Origin of the sequence: Paenibacillus nanensis, assembly GCF_003583765.1 — a bacterium.
GTDB lineage: Bacteria > Bacillota > Bacilli > Paenibacillales > Paenibacillaceae > Pristimantibacillus > Pristimantibacillus nanensis.
In genome coordinates, this window is the sequence record NZ_QXQA01000031.1 from 1 (window position 1) to 26,155 (window position 26,155).

25 protein-coding genes, 6 tRNA genes and 1 rRNA gene are annotated in these 26,155 nt (G+C 51.9%); 30 read left to right on the top strand and 2 right to left on the bottom strand.

Features of this window, described 5'->3' with window-relative positions; genetic code table 11:
• The 7 genes from D3P08_RS26735 to D3P08_RS26765 form a co-directional block, all read left to right on the top strand.
• Positions 1-127 (top strand): 23S ribosomal RNA (locus D3P08_RS26735); the annotation flags it as partial.
• 153 nt (positions 128-280) lie between these two features.
• Positions 281-357: transfer RNA gene (locus tag D3P08_RS26740), tRNA-Met, on the top strand.
• Between the two features lie 3 nt (positions 358-360).
• Positions 361-436, top strand: a tRNA-Val gene (locus tag D3P08_RS26745).
• Positions 437-482: 46 nt separating this feature from the next.
• Positions 483-559, top strand: a tRNA-Asp gene (locus D3P08_RS26750).
• Between the two features lie 16 nt (positions 560-575).
• A tRNA-Phe gene (locus D3P08_RS26755) sits at positions 576-651 on the top strand.
• A 34-nt stretch (positions 652-685) separates the two neighbouring features.
• Positions 686-769 (top strand) — tRNA-Tyr (locus D3P08_RS26760).
• A gap of 12 nt (positions 770-781) precedes the next feature.
• Positions 782-857: transfer RNA gene (locus D3P08_RS26765), tRNA-Lys, on the top strand.
• A 124-nt stretch (positions 858-981) separates the two neighbouring features.
• Here the strand turns inward: D3P08_RS26765 and ssuE are convergent.
• Positions 982-1,539: an NADPH-dependent FMN reductase gene (gene ssuE / locus D3P08_RS26770; protein ID WP_119603195.1), complete on the bottom strand. Its 558-nt coding sequence runs from the start codon at positions 1,537-1,539 to the stop codon at positions 982-984.
• Positions 1,540-1,728: 189 nt separating this feature from the next.
• On the opposite strand from ssuE, the gene D3P08_RS26775 reads away from it, so the two are divergent.
• From D3P08_RS26775 to D3P08_RS26885, 23 genes are all read left to right on the top strand, one after another.
• Positions 1,729-2,862, top strand: coding sequence for a PucR family transcriptional regulator (locus D3P08_RS26775; protein WP_119603197.1), 1,134 nt, complete (start codon positions 1,729-1,731; stop codon positions 2,860-2,862).
• An 89-nt stretch (positions 2,863-2,951) separates the two neighbouring features.
• Positions 2,952-4,073 carry an ABC transporter ATP-binding protein gene (locus D3P08_RS26780; RefSeq protein WP_119603199.1) on the top strand — a complete coding sequence of 374 codons (1,122 nt, stop codon included), beginning with the start codon at positions 2,952-2,954 and terminating at the stop codon, positions 4,071-4,073.
• A 151-nt stretch (positions 4,074-4,224) separates the two neighbouring features.
• On the top strand, positions 4,225-4,776 hold the full coding sequence (locus D3P08_RS26785) for a sigma-70 family RNA polymerase sigma factor (protein WP_119603201.1): 552 nt from the start codon (positions 4,225-4,227) through the stop codon (positions 4,774-4,776).
• Positions 4,751-6,172, top strand: coding sequence for a DUF4179 domain-containing protein (locus D3P08_RS26790; RefSeq protein WP_119603203.1), 1,422 nt, complete (start codon positions 4,751-4,753; stop codon positions 6,170-6,172). The genes D3P08_RS26785 and D3P08_RS26790 overlap by 26 nt, the downstream gene beginning before the upstream one ends.
• Positions 6,173-6,300: 128 nt before the next feature.
• The gene (hprK, locus tag D3P08_RS26795; protein WP_119603204.1) at positions 6,301-7,239 is read left to right on the top strand and encodes an HPr(Ser) kinase/phosphatase; all 939 of its coding nucleotides are present in this window, start codon (positions 6,301-6,303) and stop codon (positions 7,237-7,239) included.
• Between the two features lie 55 nt (positions 7,240-7,294).
• The gene (gene lgt / locus D3P08_RS26800) at positions 7,295-8,344 is read left to right on the top strand and encodes a prolipoprotein diacylglyceryl transferase (RefSeq protein ID WP_119603205.1); all 1,050 of its coding nucleotides are present in this window, start codon (positions 7,295-7,297) and stop codon (positions 8,342-8,344) included.
• Between the two features lie 49 nt (positions 8,345-8,393).
• Complete coding sequence (ppaX, locus tag D3P08_RS26805) at positions 8,394-9,062, top strand: pyrophosphatase PpaX (RefSeq protein ID WP_119603206.1); 669 nt, start codon at positions 8,394-8,396, stop codon at positions 9,060-9,062.
• Positions 9,049-9,543, top strand: coding sequence for an acyltransferase (locus D3P08_RS26810; RefSeq protein ID WP_119603207.1), 495 nt, complete (start codon positions 9,049-9,051; stop codon positions 9,541-9,543). Before ppaX ends, D3P08_RS26810 begins: the two co-directional genes overlap by 14 nt.
• Positions 9,544-9,771: 228 nt before the next feature.
• Positions 9,772-11,001: an ATP phosphoribosyltransferase regulatory subunit gene (locus tag D3P08_RS26815; protein ID WP_119603208.1), complete on the top strand. Its 1,230-nt coding sequence runs from the start codon at positions 9,772-9,774 to the stop codon at positions 10,999-11,001.
• 8 nt (positions 11,002-11,009) lie between these two features.
• The gene (gene hisG / locus D3P08_RS26820) at positions 11,010-11,642 is read left to right on the top strand and encodes an ATP phosphoribosyltransferase (RefSeq protein ID WP_119603223.1); all 633 of its coding nucleotides are present in this window, start codon (positions 11,010-11,012) and stop codon (positions 11,640-11,642) included.
• 106 nt (positions 11,643-11,748) lie between these two features.
• The gene (hisD, locus tag D3P08_RS26825) at positions 11,749-13,041 is read left to right on the top strand and encodes a histidinol dehydrogenase (RefSeq protein ID WP_119603209.1); all 1,293 of its coding nucleotides are present in this window, start codon (positions 11,749-11,751) and stop codon (positions 13,039-13,041) included.
• A gap of 97 nt (positions 13,042-13,138) precedes the next feature.
• Positions 13,139-13,738 (top strand): imidazoleglycerol-phosphate dehydratase HisB, encoded by a 600-nt coding sequence (hisB, locus tag D3P08_RS26830; protein ID WP_119603210.1) that lies wholly within the window; start codon positions 13,139-13,141, stop codon positions 13,736-13,738.
• 1 nt (position 13,739) lies between these two features.
• On the top strand, positions 13,740-14,375 hold the full coding sequence (hisH, locus tag D3P08_RS26835; RefSeq protein ID WP_119603211.1) for an imidazole glycerol phosphate synthase subunit HisH: 636 nt from the start codon (positions 13,740-13,742) through the stop codon (positions 14,373-14,375).
• A 24-nt stretch (positions 14,376-14,399) separates the two neighbouring features.
• A complete protein-coding gene (gene hisF, locus D3P08_RS26840) occupies positions 14,400-15,158 on the top strand; it encodes an imidazole glycerol phosphate synthase subunit HisF (RefSeq protein ID WP_119603212.1) in 759 nt (252 codons plus the stop codon).
• Positions 15,158-15,832, top strand: coding sequence for a bifunctional phosphoribosyl-AMP cyclohydrolase/phosphoribosyl-ATP diphosphatase HisIE (gene hisIE, locus D3P08_RS26845; RefSeq protein WP_119603213.1), 675 nt, complete (start codon positions 15,158-15,160; stop codon positions 15,830-15,832). The genes hisF and hisIE overlap by 1 nt, the downstream gene beginning before the upstream one ends.
• 203 nt (positions 15,833-16,035) lie before the next feature.
• Entirely contained in the window at positions 16,036-16,986 is a 951-nt protein-coding gene (locus tag D3P08_RS26850; protein ID WP_119603214.1) for a ribose-phosphate diphosphokinase, read from the top strand.
• Positions 16,987-17,202: 216 nt separating this feature from the next.
• Positions 17,203-18,951 (top strand): tetratricopeptide repeat protein, encoded by a 1,749-nt coding sequence (locus D3P08_RS26855; protein ID WP_119603215.1) that lies wholly within the window; start codon positions 17,203-17,205, stop codon positions 18,949-18,951.
• Positions 18,952-18,970: 19 nt separating this feature from the next.
• On the top strand, positions 18,971-19,921 hold the full coding sequence (trxB, locus tag D3P08_RS26860) for a thioredoxin-disulfide reductase (protein WP_119603216.1): 951 nt from the start codon (positions 18,971-18,973) through the stop codon (positions 19,919-19,921).
• Positions 19,922-20,108: 187 nt separating this feature from the next.
• Complete coding sequence (locus tag D3P08_RS26865) at positions 20,109-21,059, top strand: ROK family glucokinase (protein WP_119603217.1); 951 nt, start codon at positions 20,109-20,111, stop codon at positions 21,057-21,059.
• Positions 21,060-21,072: 13 nt separating this feature from the next.
• Positions 21,073-21,960: an RNase adapter RapZ gene (rapZ, locus tag D3P08_RS26870; RefSeq protein ID WP_119603218.1), complete on the top strand. Its 888-nt coding sequence runs from the start codon at positions 21,073-21,075 to the stop codon at positions 21,958-21,960.
• 16 nt (positions 21,961-21,976) lie between these two features.
• Positions 21,977-22,963, top strand: coding sequence for a gluconeogenesis factor YvcK family protein (locus tag D3P08_RS26875; protein ID WP_119603219.1), 987 nt, complete (start codon positions 21,977-21,979; stop codon positions 22,961-22,963).
• A 6-nt stretch (positions 22,964-22,969) separates the two neighbouring features.
• A complete protein-coding gene (gene whiA / locus D3P08_RS26880; RefSeq protein ID WP_119603220.1) occupies positions 22,970-23,911 on the top strand; it encodes a DNA-binding protein WhiA in 942 nt (313 codons plus the stop codon).
• Positions 23,912-24,006: 95 nt separating this feature from the next.
• Positions 24,007-24,276 carry an HPr family phosphocarrier protein gene (locus D3P08_RS26885; protein WP_119603221.1) on the top strand — a complete coding sequence of 90 codons (270 nt, stop codon included), beginning with the start codon at positions 24,007-24,009 and terminating at the stop codon, positions 24,274-24,276.
• A gap of 603 nt (positions 24,277-24,879) precedes the next feature.
• On the opposite strand, the gene clpP is transcribed toward D3P08_RS26885, so the two are convergent.
• The gene (gene clpP / locus D3P08_RS26890; protein ID WP_119603222.1) at positions 24,880-25,461 is read right to left on the bottom strand and encodes an ATP-dependent Clp endopeptidase proteolytic subunit ClpP; all 582 of its coding nucleotides are present in this window, start codon (positions 25,459-25,461) and stop codon (positions 24,880-24,882) included.
• Positions 25,462-26,155 lie beyond the last annotated feature (694 nt).

The window sequence follows — 26,155 nt, forward strand, 5'->3', positions numbered from 1 at the left end:
AGCCCCCCTCAAGATGAGATTTCCCAATTCGTAAGACCCCTTGAAGACGACGAGGTTGATAGGTTCGGGGTGGAAGCACAGCAATGTGTGGAGCTGACGAATACTAATCGGTCGAGGGCTTATCCTATAAATAAAAGGATCACTACAGCTAAACTTTCGTATCCAGTTTTCAGGGAGCAATGATGAGGCGAATACGGGCTAGTCCTGTTGAAGCAGAACCTTTGCACATGACGTTTGGCGATGTCATAACCTGATTTAACTTGTCTGAGAGGACAAGCATGGCGGCGTAGCTCAGCTGGCTAGAGCGTACGGTTCATACCCGTGAGGTCGGGGGTTCGATCCCCTCCGCCGCTACCATATGGAGGATTAGCTCAGCTGGGAGAGCATCTGCCTTACAAGCAGAGGGTCGGCGGTTCGATCCCGTCATCCTCCACCATCAATACACCCTTAAAAGCTTGCTTTTCAGGGAGCAATATGAGCATGGAGCTGTGGTGTAGAGGCCTAACATGCCTGCCTGTCACGCAGGAGACCGCGGGTTCGAATCCCGTCAGCTCCGCCATTTTCATAAGCAGTAAGGCTCGGTAGCTCAGTCGGTAGAGCAGAGGACTGAAAATCCTCGTGTCGGCGGTTCGATTCCGTCCCGAGCCACCATTTTTTTCTGTCTAGGACAGGGGAAAGACAATACGGAGGATTAGCGAAGTGGCCAAACGCGGGAGACTGTAAATCTCTTCCTTCGGGTTCGGTGGTTCGAATCCATCATCCTCCACCATTCTCTTCATGAGAGCCATTAGCTCAGTTGGTAGAGCACCTGACTTTTAATCAGGGTGTCGAAGGTTCGAGTCCTTCATGGCTCACCAGTTTTTCTTAAATAGGTGACTGCAGGAGAGGCGATGCCTCTCTTTTTTAGTTCCATAATTATTCGAAAGAGCTGCACGGGGATTCATACACTCCGATGCAGCTCTTTTTTTTGCTCATATGGCATTAAGCACGATTTCTTAATTGAAACTCCGTAATCAATTCTTCAACGGAATCATGGAGTCTTCCTTGTAACTCCTCGTTTAATTCGAAGGTCGTATCATTAGAACCGTCTTGAATGCGGTTGATCAAGTCGTCGGTAGCGTATACGCCTCGAATGAAATGGCGCGCGCCCATCGTGGCAAGCACGGGCTTAAGCGCATATTCAATGGAGAGAAGATGAGCCAGCGTACCTCCTATGAATAGAGGCAGAACGAGCTTGCCCTCAAGTCCTTTTTGAGGCAAAAGGTCTATGTATGTTTTTAACACGCCTGTAAAGGAGGCCTTGTATACCGGGCTCGCGATAATAACGGCGGAAGCGTCCTCCACAAGCTTGTTTGCCTCGATGATCGCCGGGCTAGCGAACCGGGATTGGATGAGATCGTCAGCCGGCAATGTGACTACGGTTATGGTAGCTGTTGAATATCCCTTGCTCTCTAGCGCTTGCCGTACCCAATCGATCATGCCATTCAGCCGTGACGCGGCGTTTGGACTTCCCGATATGATGACGATTTGTTTGGACATAGAATCACTCTTCCCCTCTTACAAGCTATTCAAGCGGTACGTCTTTCAGTATGTGCAATTTATTGTAACTAAAACGTATCATGAATGCTGCATAAGGGTCAAATGATAAGGGGGAAGGCTGAATTCACCATTCCACTTATGTTACAATGACGAAAAAGAGCGCTTTATAGTCATGGAGAGTGGGATGGGATGAGCACATTTGAATGGGTAAAGCCGCTGCAGCAAATTTTGAAAAGTAAAGTGCAACTATTGACGCTAAGCATATCGGATTGGAAAAAAGAAACCGAGAATGAAAGCGGGACCCATTTAACAGTGAACCAAGTCGGCAGCTGGGTTAGACAGAAGGACAAGCTATGGATGCTTGCGGAGCAGGACGGGAATCAAGTGACTGTTCTTGAAATCTCTGGGGAAGAGCTGAGCGAGAAAGAAAAGGAGCTCATTAGCTGGTCGATGCAGCTCGCGAATGCGAATAAAGAGAAGACGGCTGTCTCAATCAGCAGCGTTTCGGAAACGGAACGGCTGGCTTATAAGCTTGGGGAATGGTTGAATAAGCAGCTTGAATCGGATGCGCCAAGCTATTCGCTTCCGGATCACATTACGATTGGTAACCGGCTGTATCATGATATGATTCCTTTTTTACTTATAACGGAACACCCTAACGCTCAGCAAGATATTTATCCGGAGCTTGAGAAGCTGCTGCGTTCTTTTTTATCGGATGACATTTTGCTTATCCCGTTGAAGAGCCAGGAGTGGATGATCTGGGGGCCAGTCTCTTTATTAAAGGATGACGATCCGGAGCTTCTACAGGACGGCGAGGAGGAGACGCTGGAGGACAGCTTAACCTCAATCGCTTACGGCTTGCATGAGATGCTTGCCAGCGAATGGCTCGGTGAATGCCATCTGGCGGTGACGCAGCCTGTATCGCCTTCCAAAGGAATGGTCGAAGCCGCGCTTACTCTTCGTGAGACGATTAGCTTGGGGCGAAAGTTTCATGTCGGAACGAACATCCATTTGCCTTGGATGCTGCAGCTTGAACGTCTCTTGAATGCGATACCGGAGGCTAACCGCTCTAAATATTTGGAGCAATCGCTAAAGCGGGCGGATTTGTTCGTGGAGGCGGAGATGCTCGGTACGCTCGAAACCTTCTTTTCACTGGATTGCAATGTCAGTGAAACGGCTAAGAAGCTGTATATTCATCGTAATACGCTGCTATACCGCTTGGACAAGCTGAAGCAGGAAACAGGTCTCGATGTGCGTCAATTTCGGGATGCTGTACTGGTCAAAATCATTTTGCTATTGTACAAAGTTACGAAAAGGAATTAGTTTTTTTGTAAAGTATGTGCATAGTCATAAGACTTCATGTGGGATAAGATAGATGCATAACGAAATTCTTTCTTAGGGGGAAACAAATCATGGCAGGCGTACGCTTAGAAGGCATTTACAAGAGATATCCGGGAACTGAGAAAGCATCTGTAACTGATGTAAACCTCGACATCAAGGACAAAGAATTCCTCGTATTGGTTGGACCGTCCGGTTGCGGTAAATCGACGACTCTTCGTATGATCGCTGGTCTTGAAGAAATCTCTGAAGGTAAATTGTTCATCGGCGACCGTCTTGTGAACGACGTTGCTCCTAAAGATCGCGACATCGCGATGGTATTCCAATCCTATGCCCTGTATCCGCACATGAACGTGTATCAGAACATGGCATTCGGTCTTAAACTTCGTAAATTCAAAAAAGCAGACATCGACAAGCGTGTTCGTGAAGCTGCTAAAATTCTTGATATCGAGCATCTGCTCGACCGTAAGCCGAAAGCACTTTCCGGTGGTCAGCGTCAGCGTGTTGCCCTAGGCCGCGCGATCGTTCGTGAACCGCAAGTATTCTTGATGGACGAACCGCTTTCCAACTTGGACGCGAAGCTTCGCGGACAAATGCGCGCTGAGATCAGCAAACTGACGAAGCGTCTGGAAACAACAACAATCTACGTAACGCATGACCAAATCGAGGCTATGACAATGGGCGACCGTATCGTTGTTATGAAGGACGGCTTCATTCAACAAACGGCTTCTCCAGAAGAGCTTTACAACCATCCGATCAACATTTTCGTTGCGGGCTTCATCGGCGCTCCATCCATGAACTTCGTAAGCGGTACGCTGGTTGAGCAAGGCGGCGCAGTTCACTTTAAAGCACCTGGCGTTGACGTTGTTGTGCCAGAAGGCAAAGCTGCAACGCTTCGTTCCAAAGGTTATATCGGCAAAGAGGTAATCCTGGGCGTACGTCCTGAGGATATCCATGAGGAGCCTGTATTCCTTGAGGCTTCCCCTAATACGATCGTTAACGCGAACGTAGAGGTTGCGGAAAACCTTGGTCACGAAATGTACCTGTACTTGAACGGTATCGGTTCCGACACTGTAATCGCACGTGTTGACGGCCGCTCCGGCGTTCGTGACGGCGCAAGCGTGAAGCTGGCACTGGACATGAACAAAGCTCACCTGTTCGATAAGGAATCCGAGCTGAACATTTTCGAGAACTAATCCCCCCTTATATAAGGAGCTTCCGGTTTATACCGGGGGCTCTTTTTTATTGTTATCGAAAATAATGTTTAGGAAACGAAAACCGTTCTGGCGGTTAGGACGTCTAATACATACATAAACGCAAAAGCTGCATGTGCGCGGGAGGGAAGCTATGGGCTTGGAGGGGGATGGGAGTGCGGCATCCATATTCGAAAACCAAGAGGCGTTATTACGTCGCATCGAGCAAGAGAAAGGGAAAATGTACGGTATCGCCTTTGCATACATGAGAAACGAATCGGATGCTTTGGAAGCAATACAAGAAACGGTATGCAGGGTGTGGATAAAAAGACGCACGCTTCGAGATGAACGTTTTTTCGCGACTTGGATGATTCGAATTCTTATAAATGTTTGTATGGATGAACGGAAAAAGCGTAAACGGGAGATCCCGTCCATGCAGCATCAATTAGGGCAAGCCGTAGAGCACAACGATATGGCCGACAGGCTCGATATGGCAGTTCATATTGCGAAGCTGCCGCCGAAGTACCGGATGGTTATTGTCCTTAAATATTATCGGGACTACACCATTACGGAAATTGCGGAGCTGCTGGAGAAGCCGGACGGCACAATTCGAACGCGGCTGCACAAAGCATTGAAGCTGATGAGAGCAGAGATGGGAAGCGGAGAGGAGGTACAGCGTTATGACCGGGCTGCGGAAGAGGGCTGAGGATGAAATGGACGATGATCCGGTTTTGGGTAGGCTACTGAAGGATATTGCGAAAGACAAAGCACGGCTAAATGAATTGACCGATCTGGATACGAACTTGGAGTTAAGCCGCAAAATAGATGAGTCTTTAATGAATGGATTAAATCGGGGGCGTGGCAGAACAAACCGTGATCGTAGAAGACGGATCAGTTTACAGATCGGAGCAGCCGCGATTGTTATGTTCTTTATGCTAACTGCTTTTGTGCGGATATCGCCTGCTTTTGCTGCTTTTATGAAGGAGATCCCGGGCTTTGGCGGGTTTGTTGAGCTTATCTCTTTTGACCGATCGTTAATAACGGCACTTCATAATGAATATATGCAAATTGTGAACAAATCGGATGAACGTAACGGATTCAAGTTTACAGTAAACGGGGTTATTGCGGATTCTCAGAGGGTCGTGCTGTTATATACGGCAGAAGGGCCGGGGATTAACGAAGAAGACTCAACATTTTTACCGTATGAATTAAAAGACGAAAACGGCAAGAACATTAGTGCTGTCATGAGTTCATCACATTATTACCGTGAGGTCGAGAACAAAAACGCAGGCGTTCAAGACTATTTGGATATTACGATGTCACCTGGCGTCCCGGTGCCGCAGGAGATCCGTTTTAGACTCCAGGTAGGAAGCGAATGGCTTGAGGTTCATGTGCCGGTCGACCATGCGAAGTTTGAAGGAATGCGTGAAGAGATTGTATTGAATGAATCCATTGAAATTGCAAATCAAAAGATTTTGATCCAAAAAGCGGTTATTACGCCGCTGCAAGTATCGATCACTTTTGTAGGCGATAAAGAAAATGAAAAGAGATTAAATGATTTCATCGGACTCGAGCTTGTGGATGACCGGGGAAGAAGCTATACGACGAATATGGGAATGGGCGATTTAGATACGGAGCTTACGAGACATTTCCAAAGCTCCTATTTTGAGAAGCCTAAGTCGTTGACATTAAAAGCGGAAGGACTGATGCTGTCCGAGCGAAATGTAAAGATTGTGATCGATACAGAAAAAGAGCAAATGTTAGCTTCTCCTGATTCACGGTTGCGACTGGTTGATGTAATCAAAAAGGATCAAGATATAGACTTAATATTTGAGTTGAACCAGCAGGATGATCCTGATGATAGCATGAGAGGCATATCATTATTTGCTAATGACGGTGTGGTGCGTGATGCAAGCGGCACGTCCTACATGATAAGTTCCGGTGACAGCACAGGCGAAAATTTTGCGTCCTATCGTTCGAGTGAGCCGCTTGGGACTTATTATTATCACATCCCTAACGCAGATTACGAGCAGCCGCTCACCTTTGACGTTAACCAATATCTCGGACACGTGCTGCAAGACATCTCTGTTAAAATTAAATAAAGCAAAGGCGCCGGCGGCGGGAAACGTTGCGTTCGGCGTCTTTTTGCTTTACCATGAAGACATTGGAAACGTCCATATCACGTTTACATAAAGCAAGTGCGTGCCTGCAATCAAAGGAGGTCCATACATTGGCGAAAAAAGTAAGGGTATCGGAGCTGGTCAGACAGTTCCAGTTAGAGATTTTGGCCGGCGAGGATGGGCTGAAACGGAATATTACCGTAGACGATTTATATCGCCCGGGCCTTGAGATGGCGGGCTATTTCCATTACTTCCCGAGTGAGCGGGTACAGCTGCTGGGCCGGACGGAAATATCCTTTCTGAATATGCTCGACAGCGAAGAAAGAAAATTAAGGATGGAGCGTCTGTGTCATGAGGAGACGCCTTGTATTATTTTGACACGAGGGCTGGAAGCGCCCAAGGAGTTGCTCGAGCAATCGAATGAAACGCAAATCCCCGTGCTTCGCAGCAATGTGGCAACGACGATCCTATCCAGCCGGATTACAGACTTCCTGGAGCATAAATTGGCGCCGACCGCTACAATCCATGGGGTGCTGGTGGATGTATATGGGGTTGGCATGCTTATTACCGGCGGCAGCGGAATCGGTAAAAGCGAAACGGCTCTGGAGCTGGTGAAGCGCGGTCATCGTCTCGTCGCGGATGATGCGGTTGAAATCCGGCAAACTTCGGACGGCCAGCTGCATGGCACAGCGCCTGAGCTAATCCGGCATCTCCTTGAGATCCGCGGTCTTGGGATCATTAATGTGATGACATTGTTCGGTGCGGGCGCGGTTCGCACGCAGAAACGGATCGGGCTAGTCATTAAGCTGGAAAACTGGCAGCAAGACAAGCAATACGACCGCCTCGGACTGGATGAAGAGAGGACAAAAATTATCGATACGGACATTCCGCTTGTGACCATCCCGGTCCGACCTGGCCGGAACTTGGCTGTCATTATTGAGGTGGCGGCAATGAACTTCCGCTTGAAACGTATGGGCTATAACGCCGCGCTTCAATTTACGAACAAGCTGACGGAGACAATTGCGGATGATATAGACGAGTACGATTGAGTGGATGGTTAGGAGTAAAGCCTAGATTAGTGAAAAAAGGGAGTCGATCGAATCAATGCTTACCTTAACGATTAACCCGGTCATATTCGAAATTGGGAGTCTGTCCATTCGATGGTATGGCCTGATTCTTGGACTGGGCGCGCTGGCCGGCTTGCTGCTCGCCGTTCAAGAAGGCAAAAGATTTGGGATTAAGCCTGACTTTTTTATGGATTTGCTGCTGCTTGGAGCGCCATCCGCTATTATCGCCGCCCGCATCTATTATGTGGCGTTTATGTGGGAGGATTATAAAGATAATCCTCTGGATGTGTTTAAGATTTGGGAGGGCGGCATCGCCATCTACGGCGCGATAATCGGCGCTTTTATCTGCGGCATTATTTATTGCAGATACAAGGGCTACTCCTTCCTGAGGATTGCAGATATTTGTGTGCCGTCCATTCTGGCGGGTCAAATGATCGGGCGCTGGGGCAACTTCATGAACCAGGAAGCGTACGGCGCGCCTGTAAGTGAAGATTTCCTTCGCAACACGCTGCATATCCCGTCTTTTATCGTGGATCATATGTTTATCATCGACAGCGCCGTTCCCGAAGGGGCGTTCCGCCATCCGGCGTTTTTGTATGAGTCGCTTTGGAGCTTGTTGGGGCTTGTAGTGCTGTTCGTTCTTCGCCGCCAGAAGTTTCTGCGCGTCGGGGAGCTTATGGCGTCGTATTTCATTTGGTATTCCATCGGCCGTTTCTTTATCGAAGGTCTTCGGATCGACAGCTTGGCGTTCATTGGTCCCGATTGGCTCGCGTCGATGATTAACGGACTATGGTCGCCTATGAAGACCGTATTTGATCCAGGCTATCTGGATCCGTCTTACGGCAATATTCGGATATCGCAATTGCTTGCGCTGCTGCTCATACTGGCGGCTATCGTATTTATCGTCGTGAGAAGGCTGACCGGGCGGGCGGATGTGAAATACAGCGATCCTATTGTAACGACAAAGCCGGAACGGAACGGCATCGCGGCGGAAGAAACGGAAGCAGCGGCTTCAGAAATGCAAGAGCAAGATTCGGTGAAGCGTGATTCCGCAAATTCCTCCGATACGGGAGTAACGAATACTTAGAAATAGAAGCAAGGTCGTTCGGCAATGCAGTTAGGAGGCAAAACGCAGCATGAAACAGACTCGAACAATGCTGTTCGATTTGGACGGCACCATACTGGATACAAACGAATTGATTATTCGCTCTTTCATCGAGGCGCTGAAGGGCGTCGTGCCTGAAGGCTTCGGCAGGGAGGATATTATTCCGAGCATGGGATTGACATTAGAAGATCAGATGAGGAAGTTTTCCGGTCTTCAAGATGTCGCTCATCTCATAACGGCTTACCGGGAAGTGAATTTGCGGCTGCACGACGAGTTTGTGAAGCCTTTTGACAACGTCGTGGAGGTGCTGGAGAAGCTTCACCAGGACGGCGTAAAGATCGGCGTTGTAACAACGAAGATTCGGTTGACAACGGAGAAGGGGCTAAGCTTTGTCGGGATCCGTGATGTTGTGGACGCGATTGTCACGATTGACGATGTCACCCGTGCCAAGCCGCATCCGGAACCGGTACAGAAAGCGCTGGAGCTGCTGAACGCGGCTCCCGAATCCGCCATCATGGTGGGCGATAGCGCTGTCGACATGCAATCGGCAAAAGCCGCTGGCGTAACGGCGGTAGGCGTTGCCTGGTCGCTGAAGGGCGCACAAGTGTTAAGGGACGCTGGCGCCGATTATGTGATAGACGATATGCGGGAGCTGTACGCTTTCGCGGGATCGGAGCTGGAGCGTTTTGAGAAACGTTGAACGGTATCCTGTTGAAGGGCCAAACGCCTTATGGCAGGTCTATACAACAGTAAGCAGGATAAAGGCGGTGCGCAATTTTATATTTATCCAGCTTGCGAGATACTGTCCTTCCCTGCCGCTCAAAAACTGGATTTACCGGCGCATTCTCGGCATGAGGGTAGGCGAGCAGACGGCTTTTGCCCTGATGGTAATGGTGGATGTGTTTTTCCCGGAACGGATTACGGTTGGCCGTAATTCGGTCATCGGCTATAATACGACGATTCTTACGCATGAATATTTGATTAAAGAATATCGGCTTGGCGATGTGCGGATCGGAGACCATGTGATGATCGGGGCGAATACGACGATTCTGCCCGGCGTCACGATAGGCGACTATGCCGTAGTGGCGGCTGGATCGGTAGTGCATAAGGATGTGCCGGCGCATGCTTTTGTAGGCGGCAACCCGATGCGGCAAATCGAGAAGAAGAACGAGGAGCAATGATTCGAATGGCAGGGGATATTCTTCAAGCAAAAGACGGTTGCGCATAAGATTAGCGCGGATCGCGGAAGCTGGAAGAATATCCTTTTTTTGTTCGACGGAAATGGTTGGGTATGTCTTGACGGGACAAAGAAGTTCGTGCTACGATTACGACTATCATCTTTATTTTGGTAGTATGGTAACATGGTAGCACTTTAATATACTAAAGGGATACTTGAAGGAGAACGGGTTATGTCTAAACCAAAAATGTTCGAAAAGCCGATCGGCGTGAAGGATTATTTGCCGGAAGCGGTTCGCAAGCTTCGTCAAATCGAACGGGACGTCCTCGCTTGCATGCGGGGTTGGGGCTATGAACAGATCATAACGCCTACGCTTGAATATTACGATACGGTTGGGGTACAGAGCTCGACTTCCGACCAAAAGCTATATAAATTGCTGAATAATCGCGGCACGACGCTTGTGCTGCGTTCCGATATGACGGCTCCGATCGCTCGGGTCGTTTCTTCGCTGCTCAAGGAAGCGGAGTTTCCGCTGCGCTTGTCCTATCATTCCAACGTGTTCCGCTCCATTGAGGAGGAAGCGGGGCGCGATACGGAATTTTATCAGACCGGCGTTGAGTTCGTTGGGGATTCCTCGGCGGATGCGGATGCGGAGGTTGTCGCGCTGGCGATTGCTTCTTTGAAGGCGGCAGGCGTGGAACGTTTCAAAATTGCGATAGGGCATGTAGGCTTCCTGAACGGCTTGCTGGGCGAAGCATTGCCGGGCCGCACGGAGGAACAGGAGCAGCTCAAAGCATGCCTGCTTGGACGTGATTATGTCGGTTACCGAGATGAGCTGCGCAAGCTTTCGCTCGATGAGCCGGTTCGGCGTGAGCTGGAGGGCATTCTAAGACTGCGCGGGGGCAGCGAAATCTGCGACCAGGCATTGAAGCTGAATCTGGATGCGATAGCCCGGGAATCGATCGGCCATCTATGCCAAATATGGGACGCTCTGAAGGCTTACGGCGTCTGCGAGCATGTGCTGATTGATCTGACGATGATCGGCGACTTCTCCTATTATACGGGAATGACATTTGAGGCTTATGCGGCGGATCTCGGCTTCCCGGTTGCAAGCGGCGGCCGTTACGACAATCTGCTTGCGCAATTCGGACGCCCGGCTGCGGCGACAGGCTTTGCTCTGAAGACGACGAGAATTTTGGAGCTGCTGGGGGCAGGGACGGAAGAAGAGGAAGACAGAACTTTGATCGTCTATGATTCCGAAGGACGCGGAGAAGCGCTGGCGGAGGCGCAGCGGCTTCGCGGCGAAGGCGTCATGGTGGTGACGGAGCGCGCGGAAGAGCTGACGGCCGAGCTGAAAGAAGCGGAAGGGCGCGCGAATAGGGCGTTCGCTTATAAAGGCGCGCGGTATTCGGCTTTGCGATCGTACATTGGCGGCAACTCGAAAGGAGGCGGAAGAGGGTGAGCGGAGCGGTGAAGGATGTATTGAAGGTTGCGATGCCGAAGGGCAGAATTTATAAGCAGGCGCTGAAGCTGTTCCGTGAAGCGGGTATTCCGATTCCCGGAGATTTCGACGATACGCGCAAGCTGATCATCGAACAGCCGGAAGCGAACATGGAATTTATTATGGCGAAGCCGGTCGATGTGCCGACTTATGTGGAATACGGCGTGGCGGATATCGGAATCGTAGGCAAGGACGTTCTAATGGAGGAGGATAAGGACGTATACGAGCTGCTCGATCTCCAGATCGCCAAATGCAGAATGTCCGTCATCGGATTGCCGGACTGGAAGCCGACTATTCATCCGCGCGTCGCAACGAAATATCCGAATGTGGCTTCGGCTTATTTCCGCGAGCGCGGTCAGCAGGTCGAGGTGATTAAGCTGAACGGCTCGATCGAGCTGGCGCCGCTGATCGGCCTCGCAGACCGGATCGTCGATATGGTCGAGACGGGACAGACGCTGAGAGAGAACGGTCTGGTGGAGATGGAATCGATCTTCGGCATTACGAGCCGGCTGATCGCCAATCGCGTTAGCTACCGGATGAAAAACGACAGCATTCAAAGCTTGTGCGACAGGCTGCAGGAGACAATTGCGGCCAAGGTGTAAACGAGGCTTACGGTTAAGCCGTTTAGGCAAGCGATAAAGTGCCAAGAGCGTCGAAGTTTAATTAGTGGAATAAATCGTTTATGGCGTTAGAGAGGGGCGATGGAGCATGCGTATTATGCGGGCGGAGCAGTTCGGGTTGAAGCGCGAGGTGGAGTATGGAACACCGGAGCAAAATGAAACGGCCTTGCGGATCGTCAGAGACGTGAAGGCCGAGGGCGACGCGGCGCTGCTGCGGTATACGGAGCAGCTGGACAAGGTGAAGCTGGACGCGAGCGAGCTTCGCGTGACGCGAGAGGAAATCGAGGCGGCGTACGGGCAGGTGGACGCCGCGTTTCTGGCGGCGATCCGGGAGGCGGCCGCCAATATTCGCCGTTTCCATGAGAAGCAGCTGCGCAGCTCATGGATGGATCTGCAGCCGGACGGGACGATGCTGGGCCAAATCATGCGCCCGCTGAAGCGGGTGGGCGTGTATGTGCCCGGCGGCAAAGCGGCGTATCCCTCGTCCGTGCTGATGAATGTTATTCCGGCGCAGGTAGCCGGCGTGCCGGAAATTGTAATGGTGACGCCGCCAGCGACCGGCGGCAAGGAAGGGATCGACCCGTACATTCTCGTGGCCGCCGCGGAGGCGGGCGTGAGGGAGCTGTACCGGGTCGGAGGCGCTCAAGCCATCGCGGCACTCGCGTATGGCACGGATTCGATTGCGCCGGTCGATAAAATTTGCGGACCGGGCAATATTTATGTGGCGCTGGCGAAGCGCGCCGTATTCGGCGCCGTCGATATCGACAGCATCGCCGGGCCAAGCGAAATCGTCGTGCTGGCCGACGACACGGCAGACGCTTCTTACATAGCGGCCGATCTGCTGTCGCAAGCGGAGCATGACGAGATGGCCTCGGCTGTGTTGGTGACGCCGTCGGCTGCTCTGGCGGATGCTGTTGCGGCTGAGGTAGAGCTTCAGCTTGCCAAGCTGCCGCGGGCGGACATTGCGCGCGCATCGATCGACAGCTATGGCGCGGTCCTGCTGGTGGATTCGCTCGAAGAGGGCATCGCGGCGGTGAATCAGATGGCGCCGGAGCATTTGGAAATATTGACGGCTGATCCGATGAAGCTGCTCGGCTTTATCGAGAACGCGGGCGCGATCTTCTTGGGACCTTACAGCTCGGAGCCGGTCGGGGACTATTTTGCCGGTCCGAACCACATTATACCGACGAACGGAACAGCGCGGTTCTCCTCGCCGGTCAATGTGGACGACTTTATGAAGAAGTCCAGCTTGATCTACTACAGCAAGGAAGCACTCATGAAAAACGGCGAAAGCATCATGACGCTGGCCCGTCACGAGGGGCTGGAGGGTCACGCCCGCGCGATTCAGATCCGGCTGGAGAAGGAGCGCGGCCAGGAGTAGCTGGCGGGTCCGGCAGATGCGATAACGTCGAAAAACGAGGTTACGAACCGAAGAAGTTCATCTTATAAATTACTAGTTGAAGAAAGCAGGGGTTACGATGGCAGAGCAAACGCGGCGCGAGGCGTCGGTAGCGAGAAAAACGAATGAAACGGATATTAAGCTGACATTTGCTGTGGACGGTACGGGGCAGTCTCAACTCCAGACGGATGTGCCGTTTTTGAACCATATGCTGGACTTGTTCACGAAGCACGGACAATTCGATTTGACCGTCGACGCGAAGGGCGACATCGAGATCGACGACCACCACACGGTTGAAGACATCGGCATTTGCCTCGGTCAGACGCTGCGCGAAGCGCTGGGCGACAAGCGCGGCATCAAGCGTTACGCGAATGTATTTATCCCGATGGATGAAGCGCTGGCGCAGGTTGTCATCGACGTGAGCAACCGGCCGCATTTCGAATACAGAGCGCAATATCCATCCTCGCAAGTCGGCAGCTTCACCACGGAGCTGGTGCAGGAGTTTTTGTGGAAGCTCGCGCTGGAGGCTCGCATTACGCTGCATGTTATCGTTCACTACGGTCAAAATACGCATCATATGATTGAAGCGGTGTTCAAAGCTTTGGGTCGCGCCTTGGATGAAGCGACCAGCATCGATCCGCGCGTGCAAGGAGTGCCTTCGACGAAGGGAGTGCTGTAGCATGATTGCGATCATCGATTATGGCATGGGCAATCTGCACAGCGTAAGCAAAGCGGTAGAGCGCCTCGGTTATGAGGCGGTTATTACCGCGGACGCGCAGGCGATTCTAGATGCCGATGGCGCTATTCTTCCGGGCGTCGGCGCATTTGGCGACGCGATGGAGAACTTGCGCAATACAGGCCTTGACGAGGTAGCGAAGTTTTACGCGGCTTCCGGCAAGCCGATGCTTGGCATTTGTCTCGGGATGCAGCTGCTATTCAGCGACAGCGTCGAATATGGGCAGAACGAAGGGCTGAATCTGCTGCCGGGCCACGTAATCCGGTTCAGCGGCGATTTCAAAATCCCGCATATGGGCTGGAACAAGCTGAGCTTCCTGCAAAAGGACTCTCCGCTATTCCAAAGTCTTGACGAGGGGCATGTCTATTTCGTCCATTCCTTCCATGTGAAGCCGGAGCGGCAATCCGACCTACTGGCGACGACGGATTATTACGGACCGGTAACGGCGATCGTCGGCCGCGGCAACGTATTCGGCATGCAGTTCCACCCGGAGAAAAGCGGCGAGCTGGGCATGTCGCTGCTTCGCAACTTCCTGGCGCTTACGGGAAGCCCGAAACTAGCTGGCGCTGTGACCCCATAAAGAGCGGAGAGAGGAGAGGACAACATGCTGGCCAAACGAATCATTCCATGCCTTGACGTGAAGGACGGACGGGTTGTGAAGGGCGTTAACTTCGTTAATCTGCGGGATGCGGGCGACCCTGTCGAGCTCGCGGCCACCTATGACCGCGAAGGCGCGGACGAGCTTGTGTTTTTGGACATTTCGGCTTCCGTCGAAGGCCGCGCGACGATGATCGAGGTCGTAAAACGGACCGCAGGCGAGATTACGATTCCATTCACCGTAGGCGGGGGCATCTCGCATGTCGACGATATGAAGCGGCTGCTGCGCGCGGGCGCGGACAAGATCGGGATCAACACGGCCGCCATCAAAAATAAATCGCTTGTATCCGACGGCGCGCGCCGTTTCGGATCCCAATGTATTGTTGTGGCGATTGATGCGAAGTTTAACCCGGAGTGGGGAGAGTGGGAGGTTTACACGCACGGCGGAAGGCAATCGACCGGTATACGCGCGCTCGAATGGGCACGCGAGGCGGAGAAGCTGGGCGCCGGCGAGCTGCTGCTGACAAGCATGGACGCCGACGGCACGAAGGACGGTTTTGACATTAAGCTGACGGCAGCAGTATCCGATTCGGTCGGCATCCCGGTTATCGCTTCCGGGGGAGCGGGGCGCGTCGAGCATTTCCACGAGGTATTCCGGAATGCCCGAGCGGACGCGGGCCTTGCCGCAACGATATTCCACTACAAGGAAATGACGATTCAAGAAGTGAAGGACGACCTTCGCAGGAAAGGAGTCGAAGTGAGATAATGGCTGCTGAACAACTACAGGACCGAATCAAATGGGACGCAAGCGGTCTCGTGCCGGCGATTGTGCAGGATGCGCAAAGCAAAGAAGTGCTGATGCTCGCTTATATGAACAAGGAGTCGCTGCAGCGTACGATTGAGACGGGAGCGACTTGGTTCTGGAGCCGCTCGAGAGGCGAGCTCTGGAACAAGGGAGCGACGAGCGGCCACACGCAGCGCGTTGTTTCCATGGCTTATGATTGCGACGGCGATACGCTGCTTGTCCGCGTAGAGCAGCAGGGCCCTGCCTGCCATACAGGGACATACAGCTGCTTCACGCACCCTATCGCCCTTCAAGGGGCGGAGGCGGAAGAGCGGGAGGCATCAGCGGACCGCTTCGGCATTTTGGGCCGTTTGGAAGGCGTAATCGCTCAGCGTTATGCGGAGCGTCCGTCCGGCACTTATACGACGTACCTGTTCGACAAGGGCGTCGACAAGATATTGAAGAAGGTCGGCGAAGAGTCGGCCGAAGTGATTATCGCCGCGAAAAACGCGGACAATGATGAGCTGCGCAGCGAAGCCAGCGACCTCATCTTCCATTTGATGGTGCTGCTTCGCGAGCGCGGATTGCCTCTCGATGACATTATGGCCGAGCTGGAAGGCCGCCATGGGAAGCCGACAACGAATAAAATGAGATAAGAAAACGAAAAACGTCGCCTTGTTGAAGATGATTTGGCTTGCTAAACGAGGGAAATTGTGGGGAAAATAGCGGGAAAGTCATCTTTTTGTCGAAATTAATGGTGATTGCCTTTTTGAATTATCGGTAAATCAATGTATAATAGGACAAGTAGAGTTCTTCGATACGTCATAAATTATTTGGTTGAAACGCTCAGGAGGGTATCATGTTAAGCGACAAGGTGCGTATTTTTTCGGGTTCGTCAAATCCCGTTTTGGCTCAGAAAATCAGCAAAGAGCTAGGGTTGAACCTAGGTTCCATCAAATTGTCCCGTTTCAAGAGCGGCGAGATTTATGTCCACTATGAAGAGACGATCCGGAACTGCGACGTCTTTCTCGTTCAGTCGTTCTCGCATCCGATAAATGAGCATTTTGTCGAATTGCTCGTCATGATCGATGCGGCGAAACGCGCATCCGCAAGAACGGTCAACATCATTATGCCTTACTATGGATATGCGCGTCAGGAACGGAAGGCTGCCCCGAGGGAGCCGATCTCGGCAAAAATGCTGGCGGACGTGCTGACTACGGTAGGCGCTACCCGCGTTATTACGATCGATCTCCATGCTCCGGCGATCCAAGGCTTCTTCAATATTCCGGTGGATCACATGACGGCGCTGGACTTGATCAGCGACTATCTGAAGTCCAAAAACATTAAAAATCCGGTGGTCGTTTCCCCTGATGCCGGGCGTGCTTCCACGGCTGAGAAGCTGGCCAACTACCTGGATACGTCCTTTGCGATTATGATCAAAAAGCGTTCCGCGCACAACGAGTCCTCCATTACGCACGTAATCGGGGATGTTGAAGGGCAGACGCCGATCATTATCGAGGATTTGATCGACACCGGCGGTACGATTATCAACGTTGTTGAGGGCCTGAAAGAAAGAGGCGCGGAGGACGTATACGTCTGCGCGACGCACCCGTTATTCTCCGGAAATGCAATTGAGCGTTTAGATCATCCTAATATTAAAGAAGTTATCGTTACCGATTCCATTATGCTCCCTGAGACGACTCCGGAACGTTTCAAAATTTTGTCTGTCGCGCCGCTGCTGGCGGAGGCGACACGGATTATTTTGGACGGCGGATCGATCAGCACCCTGTTCAAAAACAAAGGCGTGTAGCGCAGCTGAGGGCTGGCGCGTTCTGCAATCGCATAAGATAAATCCGGTCATCGCGGGCGGCATATATGCTGCCCGCGATCTTTTAGTCAGAGGGATATGCGCGGATTGAAGTTTTTCTCATGTGTCGAGACAAGCTTGCTATGATATAATCGTGCATACGAAGAAGCTTATGAAGTATGTTTCGCTCACGCGAAACATTTAAGGAGGTGCCTAGCGATGAAAGGAAAGAAACGTGCGGCCGTAGGTGAAGGGACAAAAATTATACCGATACAGTGGGACGCCACGTTTTTCTTTGAACGCGCGGTACGCTCGCTGGACCGGTACCATTACGATAAGGCGCTTAAGTATTTCCGCCGGGCCGCCCAATATGAACCGGATAACCCTGTTAACCATTGCAATATGGCGGGGATTTTATCGGAGATGGGCAATTACTCGGATTCGAACGATATATTGAAGTGGATCTTGGATGAGCTGGACCCGTCCATGACCGAATGTCATTTCTATATGGCGAACAACTACGCCAACATGGAAATGTACGAAGCGGCAGAGCGGTCGCTTGTTCATTACTTACAAGAGGATGCGGATGGACAATACTTAGAAGAAGCGGAAGAGATGATGGAGCTGCTTCAGTATGAGCTTGAACGCCCGACACCTGTTAAAAAAATCAAGTCCCGTCAAGGCATGGTTGAGCATGATCAAGCACGGGCCCTTCTAGAGGAAGGCAAATTTACCGAGGCCGTTCGCATTCTCGAAGAAATTACGAAGCAGCAGCCGGATTTCCTTGCGGCTCGCAACAATCTGGCGCTTGCTTATTACTATATGGGGCTTTTCGATAAAGCGATGGAATGTATCCACGGCGTGCTGGAGCATGAGCCGGGGAATCTTCATGCGCTCTGCAACCTGGCGATTTTCTATCAGCATGAGGGAGACACGGAAAGTCTGAAAGAGCTGGTGGAGCTGCTGGTGAAGACGGTGCCTTTCCATCAGGAGCATGTATTCAAGCTTGCCACGACAATGGGGATACTAGGAGAGCATGGCGTGGCGTACCGCCACTTCATCAGGTTAGTGAAAGACGGGGAAGCCAGCCAGGACCCTTGCCTGTTTCATTACGCGGCCGTGGCGGCCTATAATACAGGCAAGCTTCAGGAGGCCGAGCGGCTGTGGAAAGGCGCGATGAAGCTCGATCCGAAATCAGGCGTCCCTCATTACTATATGGAACAGCTTGAGCTGATTCAGAATGGCGAGCAGGCTTCGCCGATCAGCTATCATTATCATCTGCCGTTCGAGGAGCAATTCAAGCTGTGGGAGAAAGCGGAAGGCGGCATGCCGGATCATCTGAAGAAGGATCCGCTTGTCCGTTCGTCCTTCTTCTGGGCGCTTCGGCATGGCGATCAGTACACGAAGCTGCAGGTGATCCAAGCGTTCGGCATGATCGCCGACAATGAGGTGAAGGATGTGCTGCGCGCATTCCTGATGGAGCCGGACGAAGATGACTATTTGAAAAAGATTGCGGTATTCGTGCTGCGCACGATCGGCGTTCATGAGCCGCTTCAGGTGATGCTGGAGGGCAAGGCGACCGTCATCGAGCCGAACCGTGTGCCTTCGAGGCTTCCGGAATGGGATGACAAATGGGAAGCGGTGGCGCAAGCGGCCATCAGCCGCATGAGCAAGCATTATGATCTCGTGCAGCAGCATGATATGATGACGTTATGGGTGGAATTCCTGACGCGGGTCTACCCTCGGGTGCCGAAGCTGACGAAGCCGGAGGGCTGGGCGGCCGCGCTGGAATATTTGACGGCGAAAATGCATCGGCGCGAAATTTCATACCATGAGGTTTCCGTTCGCTACGGTACTTCGATTGCGACGGTCAGCAAGCATGTGAAGCTGATTGACGAAGTATGCGGCATTAAGGAAAAGATGAAAACCATCAGCTCCATGTTTAAGCAAGGCGGAACTGAAGATTAATTGTTGACGGGGTGAGCGTATGCACAAATCGATTATTATTGGCACGGGTCCAGCGGGACTAACGGCGGCGATCTATCTCGCGCGCGCGAACATGAATCCGCTTATTATTGAAGGTCCGGAGCCGGGCGGCCAATTGACGACGACGACCGAGGTTGAGAACTTCCCGGGATTCCCGGAAGGCATCATGGGCCCAGAATTAATGGAAAATATGCGCAAGCAGGCGGAACGCTTCGGCGCTGCTTTTATAACGGGCTGGGTGAACAGCGTTGATCTGTCTCAGCGTCCGTTCAAGCTGCAAGTGGAAGGCCACGGCGAGATTGTCGGCGAGAGCCTTATCATCTCGACGGGCGCTTCGGCCAAGTATCTCGGCATTCCGGGCGAGAAGGACAACGTGGGCAAAGGTGTCAGCACCTGCGCGACTTGTGACGGCTTCTTCTTCAGAGGGAAGAAGATTATTGTGGTGGGCGGCGGCGACTCCGCGATGGAGGAAGCCAATTTCCTGACTCGCTTCGCAACGAACGTCGAGCTCGTACACCGTCGCGATGAGCTACGCGCATCGAAAATCATGCAGGACCGCGCTAGAGAAAATGAAAAAATCAGCTGGAGCTTGAACCGCACGCCGGTTGAAGTTATCGCGAACGGCATGGGCGTTACAGGGCTTAAGGTGCTCAACAACGAGACAGGCGAAGAAGAGGTCATCGAAACCAACGGGCTGTTCGTCGCGATCGGCCATACGCCGAACACCAAGTTTTTGAACGGTCAGATCGATACGGATGAGCATGGCTACATAAAAGTTAAGCCAGGCTCCACGGAGACGAATGTCCCCGGCGTATTCGCCTGCGGCGACGTCCAGGACAACAAGTACCGTCAAGCGATTACAGCGGCTGGAAGCGGCTGTATGGCCGCGCTCGACTGCGAGCGGTTCCTCGAGGGCAGCAGCACGCATGATTGGAGCCAGTCCGGCAAGTAAGCGTGACCGTAATAGCATTGACGCGTGGGGGGCAGCGGAAGTAGCTGCTCCTCTCTTTGGGTGCCGGTTGTATGCGGAATGTCCAGCAGCAGCAAGGGTTCGGGCGTCCTATTGCGCTTGACCGAAGCGGTGTCAACGCTTATAGTTGGAACAGGAACTCTAACTTTGTGGATGAGGTGGCTTTGTCATGTCTGAGAAGATTTATATTGGAGTCGATGTCGGCGGCACTACGATTAAGGTAGGACTCTGCGATGCGGAGGGCCAGCTGCTGCACACATACGAAGGACCGACGGGAACGGGGCAAGGAACGAACGTCATCCTTCAGAACATTGCAGACTACTCGCGGAAAATTGTCGAAGAATCGCCTTTTGCATGGGAGCAGGTGGAGGGCGTCGGCGTAGGCATCGCCGGCTTCCTGGATATACCTAAAGGATTCGTTAAGTTTTCCGCTAACTTATATATAGAGAATACGGATCTGAAGGGCTTCTTGGAGAAAGAGCTTCAGAAGACGGTAAAAGTGAACAACGACGCAAACGTCGCCGCTTTGGGTGAAGCATGGGCAGGCGCGGGCAAAGGCATTGATAATTGCGTGTGCTATACGCTTGGAACAGGCGTCGGCGGCGGTATTATTATCGGCGGCAAAATCGTCGAGGGCTTCAACAGCATGGCGGGCGAGCTCGGCCATATCAATATCGTGCCCGATCTGGAAGCGATCCAGTGCGGCTGCGGCAAGATGGGCTGCCTCGAGACGGTATCCTCCGCTACGGGCATTATCCGGATGGCGAAAGACGCCGTGGCGCGCGGCGACCGCACCTCGCTTTCTGAAGTCGAGCACATTATGGCGAAGGATGTCATCGACGCGGCGAAAGCCGGCGATGAAGTGGCGGCGCGCATCGTAAGCCGGGCAGCCTATTATCTTGGCCGTTCGATGTCTACGGTAGCGATTTTGCTCAACCCGCAATATTTTATTATTGGCGGCGGCGTCTCCAAGGCAGGAGATTTCCTGTTCGACCAGATTCGCGAAGTGTTCGAGAAATATACGCTTGATCCGGCTAAGGAAGGCGTCAAGATTGTTCCGGCTACGCTTGGCAACAATGCCGGAGTCGTTGGCGCGGCAGGATTAATTCTAAGAGGATAGTAGGTGCTCTCTCATGGAAACGACAGCAACATTGGCGAAGCTTGTGATCATTACCGGCATGTCGGGTGCGGGCAAAACAATTGCTGTCCAAAGCCTTGAGGATTTAGGGTTCTTCTGCGTCGATAATCTGCCTCCGGTGCTTATTCCGAAGTTTGCGGAGCTTATCGAGCAGTCGAACGGCAAGATCGGAAAAGTCGCGCTTGTGATTGATCTGCGGGGGAGAGAATTTTTTACCGCGCTTTCGGAATCATTGGCATATATTAAAGAACATCATACCATTAGCTGTGAAATCTTGTTCCTCGATGCGACGGACGAGGTTCTGGTGCAGCGCTACAAGGAAAGCCGGCGCCGCCATCCTCTCGCTCCGCAGGGGCTTCCGCTGGAAGGCATTCATAATGAACGCCGCATGCTGGAGGATCTGAAGGGCTCAGCTTCGCAGGTCATCGATACGAGCAAAATGAAGCCGCTGCAGCTGAAGGAACGGATTATTTCGCATTTTACCAATTTGGAGCAAAGCAGCATGTCCATCAACGTCACGTCGTTCGGATTTAAATACGGCATTCCGATTGACGCCGATTTGATCTATGATGTGCGCTTCCTGCCCAACCCTCATTATGTTGAGCATTTGCGTCCGAATACCGGCCAAAATCCCGAGGTTTACGAATATGTGATGAAATGGCCGGAAACGCAAGCCTTCCTGAGCAAGCTCCTTGATATGCTGCAGTTCCTTATTCCGCTGTACCGCAAGGAAGGAAAAAGTCAGGTAGTGATCGGAATCGGATGCACCGGCGGCAAGCACCGTTCTGTGGCCATCGCGGAATATTTGGGCCGGATGCTCGGCAGCAGCGATACGGAGCGAGTGCGCGTCAGCCACCGCGATTCCGAGCGAGATAAGCACTGACACGCGGGGTGAGAGCATGCAGACGATACAGAAAGTAGTCAGACGTCCCAAAATCGTCGTGATCGGAGGCGGCACGGGGTTATCGGTGATGCTGCGCGGACTGAAGGAGAAGCCTCTGGATATAACCGCCATCGTGACGGTGGCGGATGATGGGGGAAGCTCCGGCATTCTGCGCAATGAACTGCAAATCCCGCCACCGGGCGATATCCGGAACGTCTTGACGGCGCTTGCGGACGCGGAGCCCCTCCTGACGGAGGTGCTGAAGTACCGCTTCCCAAGCGGCAGCGGCCTTGCGGGACATAGCCTCGGGAATTTGATGCTGGCCGCGATGACGGACATTTCCGGCGATTTTGTGTCCGGCATCCGCCAGCTCTCCCAGGTTCTCGCCGTCAGAGGACGCGTGCTTCCGGCATCGGACCGCGCGATTGTGCTGAAGGCCGAGATGGAAGACGGCACGATCGTGACCGGCGAATCGATGATTCCGAAGGCCGGCCAAAAAATTAACCGCGTATTTCTCGAGCCGTCGGATGTTGAACCGCTCGCGGAGGCGGTTGAGGCGATCCAAGGAGCGGACGCCATCCTAATTGGACCGGGAAGCTTATATACCAGCATTATGCCGAACTTGATCGTACCGAAGCTGGCCCAGGCCATTCTGGAATCGGATGCGGTGAAGCTGTTCGTCTGCAATGTGATGACACAGCCGGGAGAGACGGATAATTATTCGGTGAGCGACCATCTGGATGCGATTCACGCCCATATCGGACATCATTTATTCGATTATGTAATTGTAAACGACGGGGAGATTCCGCCGCAGGTGGAAAGCCAATATGCCGAGATGGGGGCCAAGGCGGTCCATTTGGATATTGATGAGGTTGAACGCAGAGGCTACAAAGTAATTGCCGACAAGCTTGTCTTGTTCCGGCGGTTTCTGCGGCATGACGCGGAACGGTTAAGCCATCATATTTATAAATTGGTGGAGAATTGGATGTTAAGAAAGAGGTGAGGTAGAATGTCTTTTGCGGCGCAGACGAAGAAAGAGTTGACGTTAATCGAAGCGGACAACTGCTGTGAGCTTGCCGAATTATCGGCTCTTATTCGCATGAACGGTTCGGTCAGCTTATCCAGCCGCAAGGTCGTTCTGGACATCTCGACGGAGAACGCAGCAATCGCCAGAAGAATATACTCCTTAATCAAAAAGCATTTCAACGTGCATGTGGAGCTGCTTGTTCGCAAGAAGATGCGGCTTAAGAAGAACAATGTCTACATTGTTAGAATGCCGAATAATGTACAAGAGGTGCTGAAAGATCTGCGGATCGTATCGGAAGGCTTCGTGTTCAATAACGGTATCGACAAGGAGATTGTCCGTAAGCCTTGCTGCAAACGTTCTTATCTCCGCGGCGCGTTCCTGGCGGGAGGATCGGTCAATAACCCGGAAGGGTCGTCCTATCATCTGGAAATCGCCACGATGTATGAAGAACATTGCGGCGCGCTTGTGGAGCTTGCGAACAAATTCGATTTGAACGCTCGCTGCATTGAACGGAAGAAAGGCTTTATCTTTTATATTAAGGAAGGCGAAAAGATTATCGAGCTGCTCAACATCATCGGCGCCCATCAAGCGCTGTTCAAGTTTGAGGATGTGCGGATCATGCGCGATATGCGCAACTCCGTCAATCGGATCGTGAATTGCGAAACGGCGAACTTGAACAAAACGATCGGAGCTGCGGTTCGCCAAATCGATAATATTAAGCTGCTGCAGAAGGAGGTTGGGCTGGAAAGCCTGCCGGAGAAGCTTCGCGAAGTAGCGGAAATTCGGCTTCAGCATCCCGATTTGAACCTGACGGAAGTAGGAGAGATGCTGCGCGGAAAGGTCAGTAAATCCGGCGTAAACCATCGTCTTCGCAAAATCGATGAATTAGCTGAAAAAATCCGGAGCGGGACAACTTTTGCCTAGTGCAACTGCCTGTATAATGATATAATAACAGGTGATTAGTTTTTAATTTTTTCCACATGATAATGTTTCAGTAAAATATAGGGGGTATGATTTCCATGACAAGGCTTCCGGTTGTCGTTCGTTTGAAGACGGGGCTTCATGCGAGACCAGCAGCGCTATTCGTTCAAGAAGCGAACAAATTCTCCTCCGAGGTATTTGTAGAGAAGGACGATAAGAAGGTAAACGCGAAATCGATCATGGGTATTATGAGTCTGGCGATCAGCTCGGGCACTGAAATTTCGATCAGCGCGGACGGATCGGATGCGGAGCAGGCTGTAAACGCTTTAGTCGCACTCGTGAGCAAAGAAGAACTGGAGAACCAATAAGAGGCGAAGGAAGCGGGGGGCAGCACGGCTGTTCGGCTTCCTTTTTTGCTGTAATGGGCAGGGGAAGCGTTCGCTGCCCATGGGTTGTTAGGGTAAAACTGAAACTGCCGTACCTTCCTGCAAAAATGCAGGAATGGAACGCAATTATAGATGAAAAAAGGCGAAATCCTGCAAATGTGCAGGATTTTTTTGAGTTTGGTTCGTAAACGGGATGTTTTCATTGAGAATCATGCATAATTGCAGGATTTCATCTTGAAGAATTCCGTTAAGCCATTATTCATGCAAAATCGCATCATTTGTTCTAATTTTGGATGAACCGGGGAATTGTCGCGGTGGGTGGAGAGAGGAAGTCGGGATGAAAAGCTGGTTACAGCTGTAAGTCTAAGTGCCGAGCACGCACTACTTATCAGTCTTCATCGATCTCCGCTGGACAACCTTCTCATGGACCTTCAGATATACAACGAGCTCGAATTGCCGAATATAACGGGTTAGACGAACCGTCCGATCTTACGTTCTTTGAACGGATATCGGAGTTTTCCGCAATTTGCTGCCATAATGAAAAAAGCTTCCCTTAATCGGGAAGCTTTTTTCATCACGATATGATTAAACTCTCTCAATGACTTTATCCACGAGGCCGTATTCCATCGCTTCCTGCGCGCTCATGAAGTAGTCGCGGTCGGTGTCTTGCTCGATGCGGCTAAGCGGTTGACCGGAGCGATCCGCAAGGATCTGGTTCAGCTTGTCGCGCATTTTGAGAATGCGGCGGGCGCGGATCTCGATATCGCTTGCTTGGCCTTCTGCGCCGCCAAGCGGCTGGTGAATCATGACTTCACTGTTCGGAAGGGCATAACGTTTACCCTTCGCGCCGGCAGTCAACAGGAAAGCACCCATAGATGCCGCCATACCCACGCAGATGGTCGAGACATCCGGCTTAATGTATTGCATCGTATCGTAAATCGCCATGCCGGCTGTAATGGAGCCGCCCGGGCTGTTGATGTATAAGGAGATGTCCTTTTCCGGATCTTCCGCAGCTAGGAACAGCATTTGCGCGATGATGGAGTTGGCCACCACGTCATTTACGCCAGAGCCCAGAAAAATAATGCGGTCTTTCAGCAAACGGGAATAAATGTCGTAAGAACGCTCCCCGCGGTTGCTTTGTTCAATAACCATTGGCACAAAGTTCATATCTAATCCATCCTCCTTCGTCAACGTAAAAGCGAGTATGTGTTTTTTCGTATTCCTATAATAACGGATTAAAATCAAAAAGTCAAAGATGGTCAAAGAGGTGAACCCAGGACCCTTTAAAGGGCGTATTCGAACCTACCCAAACCATCGCCAACCGGAACCCCTTTAAAAGGATTTCGAACCCACCCAAACCATCGCCAACCCGGAACCCCTTAAAAGGATTTCGAACCCACCCAAACCATCGCCAACCCGGAACCCCTTAAAAGGATTTCGAACCCACCCAAACCCTCCCTTCCAAGGGAGGGCCCCAAGGGACTGCGTCCCTCTGGACACCCGCCGGAAGAACGATGGTGAGATAGAGTGCTTGTAAGTTAGGGAGCTTAAGGAGTAACAATGTTTGGATAGTTAGTTGGGGCTGCGGGTTGCAGATATTGGGGGGGCGTACCAAGAGAATGAACTCGATAATCAGAGGATGCTCCGAACGCAATAGTAACGCCGCACGCGCTTAAGTCCCCGTCAGAGGATGACGTAAAATAAGTTGTGTACCAAGTTTTGGTTCTTCACAGAACACAAAAAAGTAGGGTATCCTCGGGATTGCTGAAGTCACCGAAGGAGGACCCTACTCAATGACTACTATACCCGAAAATCTGTTTGCTGATCTACTTGAAAATACTGTTACAAAGCTTCTGAAAGA

What these genes read in the sequence shown, in the direction of transcription:
- rapZ (WP_119603218.1), top strand. Translation starts at nt 21,073, where the DNA reads ATGGAAACGACAGCAACATTGGCGAAGCTTGTGATCATTACCGGCATG.
- hisF (WP_119603212.1), top strand. Translation starts at nt 14,400, where the DNA reads ATGCTGGCCAAACGAATCATTCCATGCCTTGACGTGAAGGACGGACGG.
- whiA (WP_119603220.1), top strand. Translation starts at nt 22,970, where the DNA reads ATGTCTTTTGCGGCGCAGACGAAGAAAGAGTTGACGTTAATCGAAGCG.
- D3P08_RS26885 (WP_119603221.1), top strand. Translation starts at nt 24,007, where the DNA reads ATGACAAGGCTTCCGGTTGTCGTTCGTTTGAAGACGGGGCTTCATGCG.
- trxB (WP_119603216.1), top strand. Translation starts at nt 18,971, where the DNA reads ATGCACAAATCGATTATTATTGGCACGGGTCCAGCGGGACTAACGGCG.
- D3P08_RS26815 (WP_119603208.1), top strand. Translation starts at nt 9,772, where the DNA reads ATGTCTAAACCAAAAATGTTCGAAAAGCCGATCGGCGTGAAGGATTAT.
- hisH (WP_119603211.1), top strand. Translation starts at nt 13,740, where the DNA reads ATGATTGCGATCATCGATTATGGCATGGGCAATCTGCACAGCGTAAGC.
- D3P08_RS26865 (WP_119603217.1), top strand. Translation starts at nt 20,109, where the DNA reads ATGTCTGAGAAGATTTATATTGGAGTCGATGTCGGCGGCACTACGATT.
- ssuE (WP_119603195.1), bottom strand. Translation starts at nt 1,539, where the DNA reads ATGTCCAAACAAATCGTCATCATATCGGGAAGTCCAAACGCCGCGTCA.
- D3P08_RS26855 (WP_119603215.1), top strand. Translation starts at nt 17,203, where the DNA reads ATGAAAGGAAAGAAACGTGCGGCCGTAGGTGAAGGGACAAAAATTATA.
- ppaX (WP_119603206.1), top strand. Translation starts at nt 8,394, where the DNA reads ATGAAACAGACTCGAACAATGCTGTTCGATTTGGACGGCACCATACTG.
- hisIE (WP_119603213.1), top strand. Translation starts at nt 15,158, where the DNA reads ATGGCTGCTGAACAACTACAGGACCGAATCAAATGGGACGCAAGCGGT.
- D3P08_RS26790 (WP_119603203.1), top strand. Translation starts at nt 4,751, where the DNA reads ATGACCGGGCTGCGGAAGAGGGCTGAGGATGAAATGGACGATGATCCG.
- hisB (WP_119603210.1), top strand. Translation starts at nt 13,139, where the DNA reads ATGGCAGAGCAAACGCGGCGCGAGGCGTCGGTAGCGAGAAAAACGAAT.
- D3P08_RS26850 (WP_119603214.1), top strand. Translation starts at nt 16,036, where the DNA reads ATGTTAAGCGACAAGGTGCGTATTTTTTCGGGTTCGTCAAATCCCGTT.
- D3P08_RS26875 (WP_119603219.1), top strand. Translation starts at nt 21,977, where the DNA reads ATGCAGACGATACAGAAAGTAGTCAGACGTCCCAAAATCGTCGTGATC.
- hisD (WP_119603209.1), top strand. Translation starts at nt 11,749, where the DNA reads ATGCGTATTATGCGGGCGGAGCAGTTCGGGTTGAAGCGCGAGGTGGAG.
- D3P08_RS26780 (WP_119603199.1), top strand. Translation starts at nt 2,952, where the DNA reads ATGGCAGGCGTACGCTTAGAAGGCATTTACAAGAGATATCCGGGAACT.
- D3P08_RS26775 (WP_119603197.1), top strand. Translation starts at nt 1,729, where the DNA reads ATGAGCACATTTGAATGGGTAAAGCCGCTGCAGCAAATTTTGAAAAGT.
- lgt (WP_119603205.1), top strand. Translation starts at nt 7,295, where the DNA reads ATGCTTACCTTAACGATTAACCCGGTCATATTCGAAATTGGGAGTCTG.
- D3P08_RS26785 (WP_119603201.1), top strand. Translation starts at nt 4,225, where the DNA reads ATGGGCTTGGAGGGGGATGGGAGTGCGGCATCCATATTCGAAAACCAA.
- clpP (WP_119603222.1), bottom strand. Translation starts at nt 25,461, where the DNA reads ATGAACTTTGTGCCAATGGTTATTGAACAAAGCAACCGCGGGGAGCGT.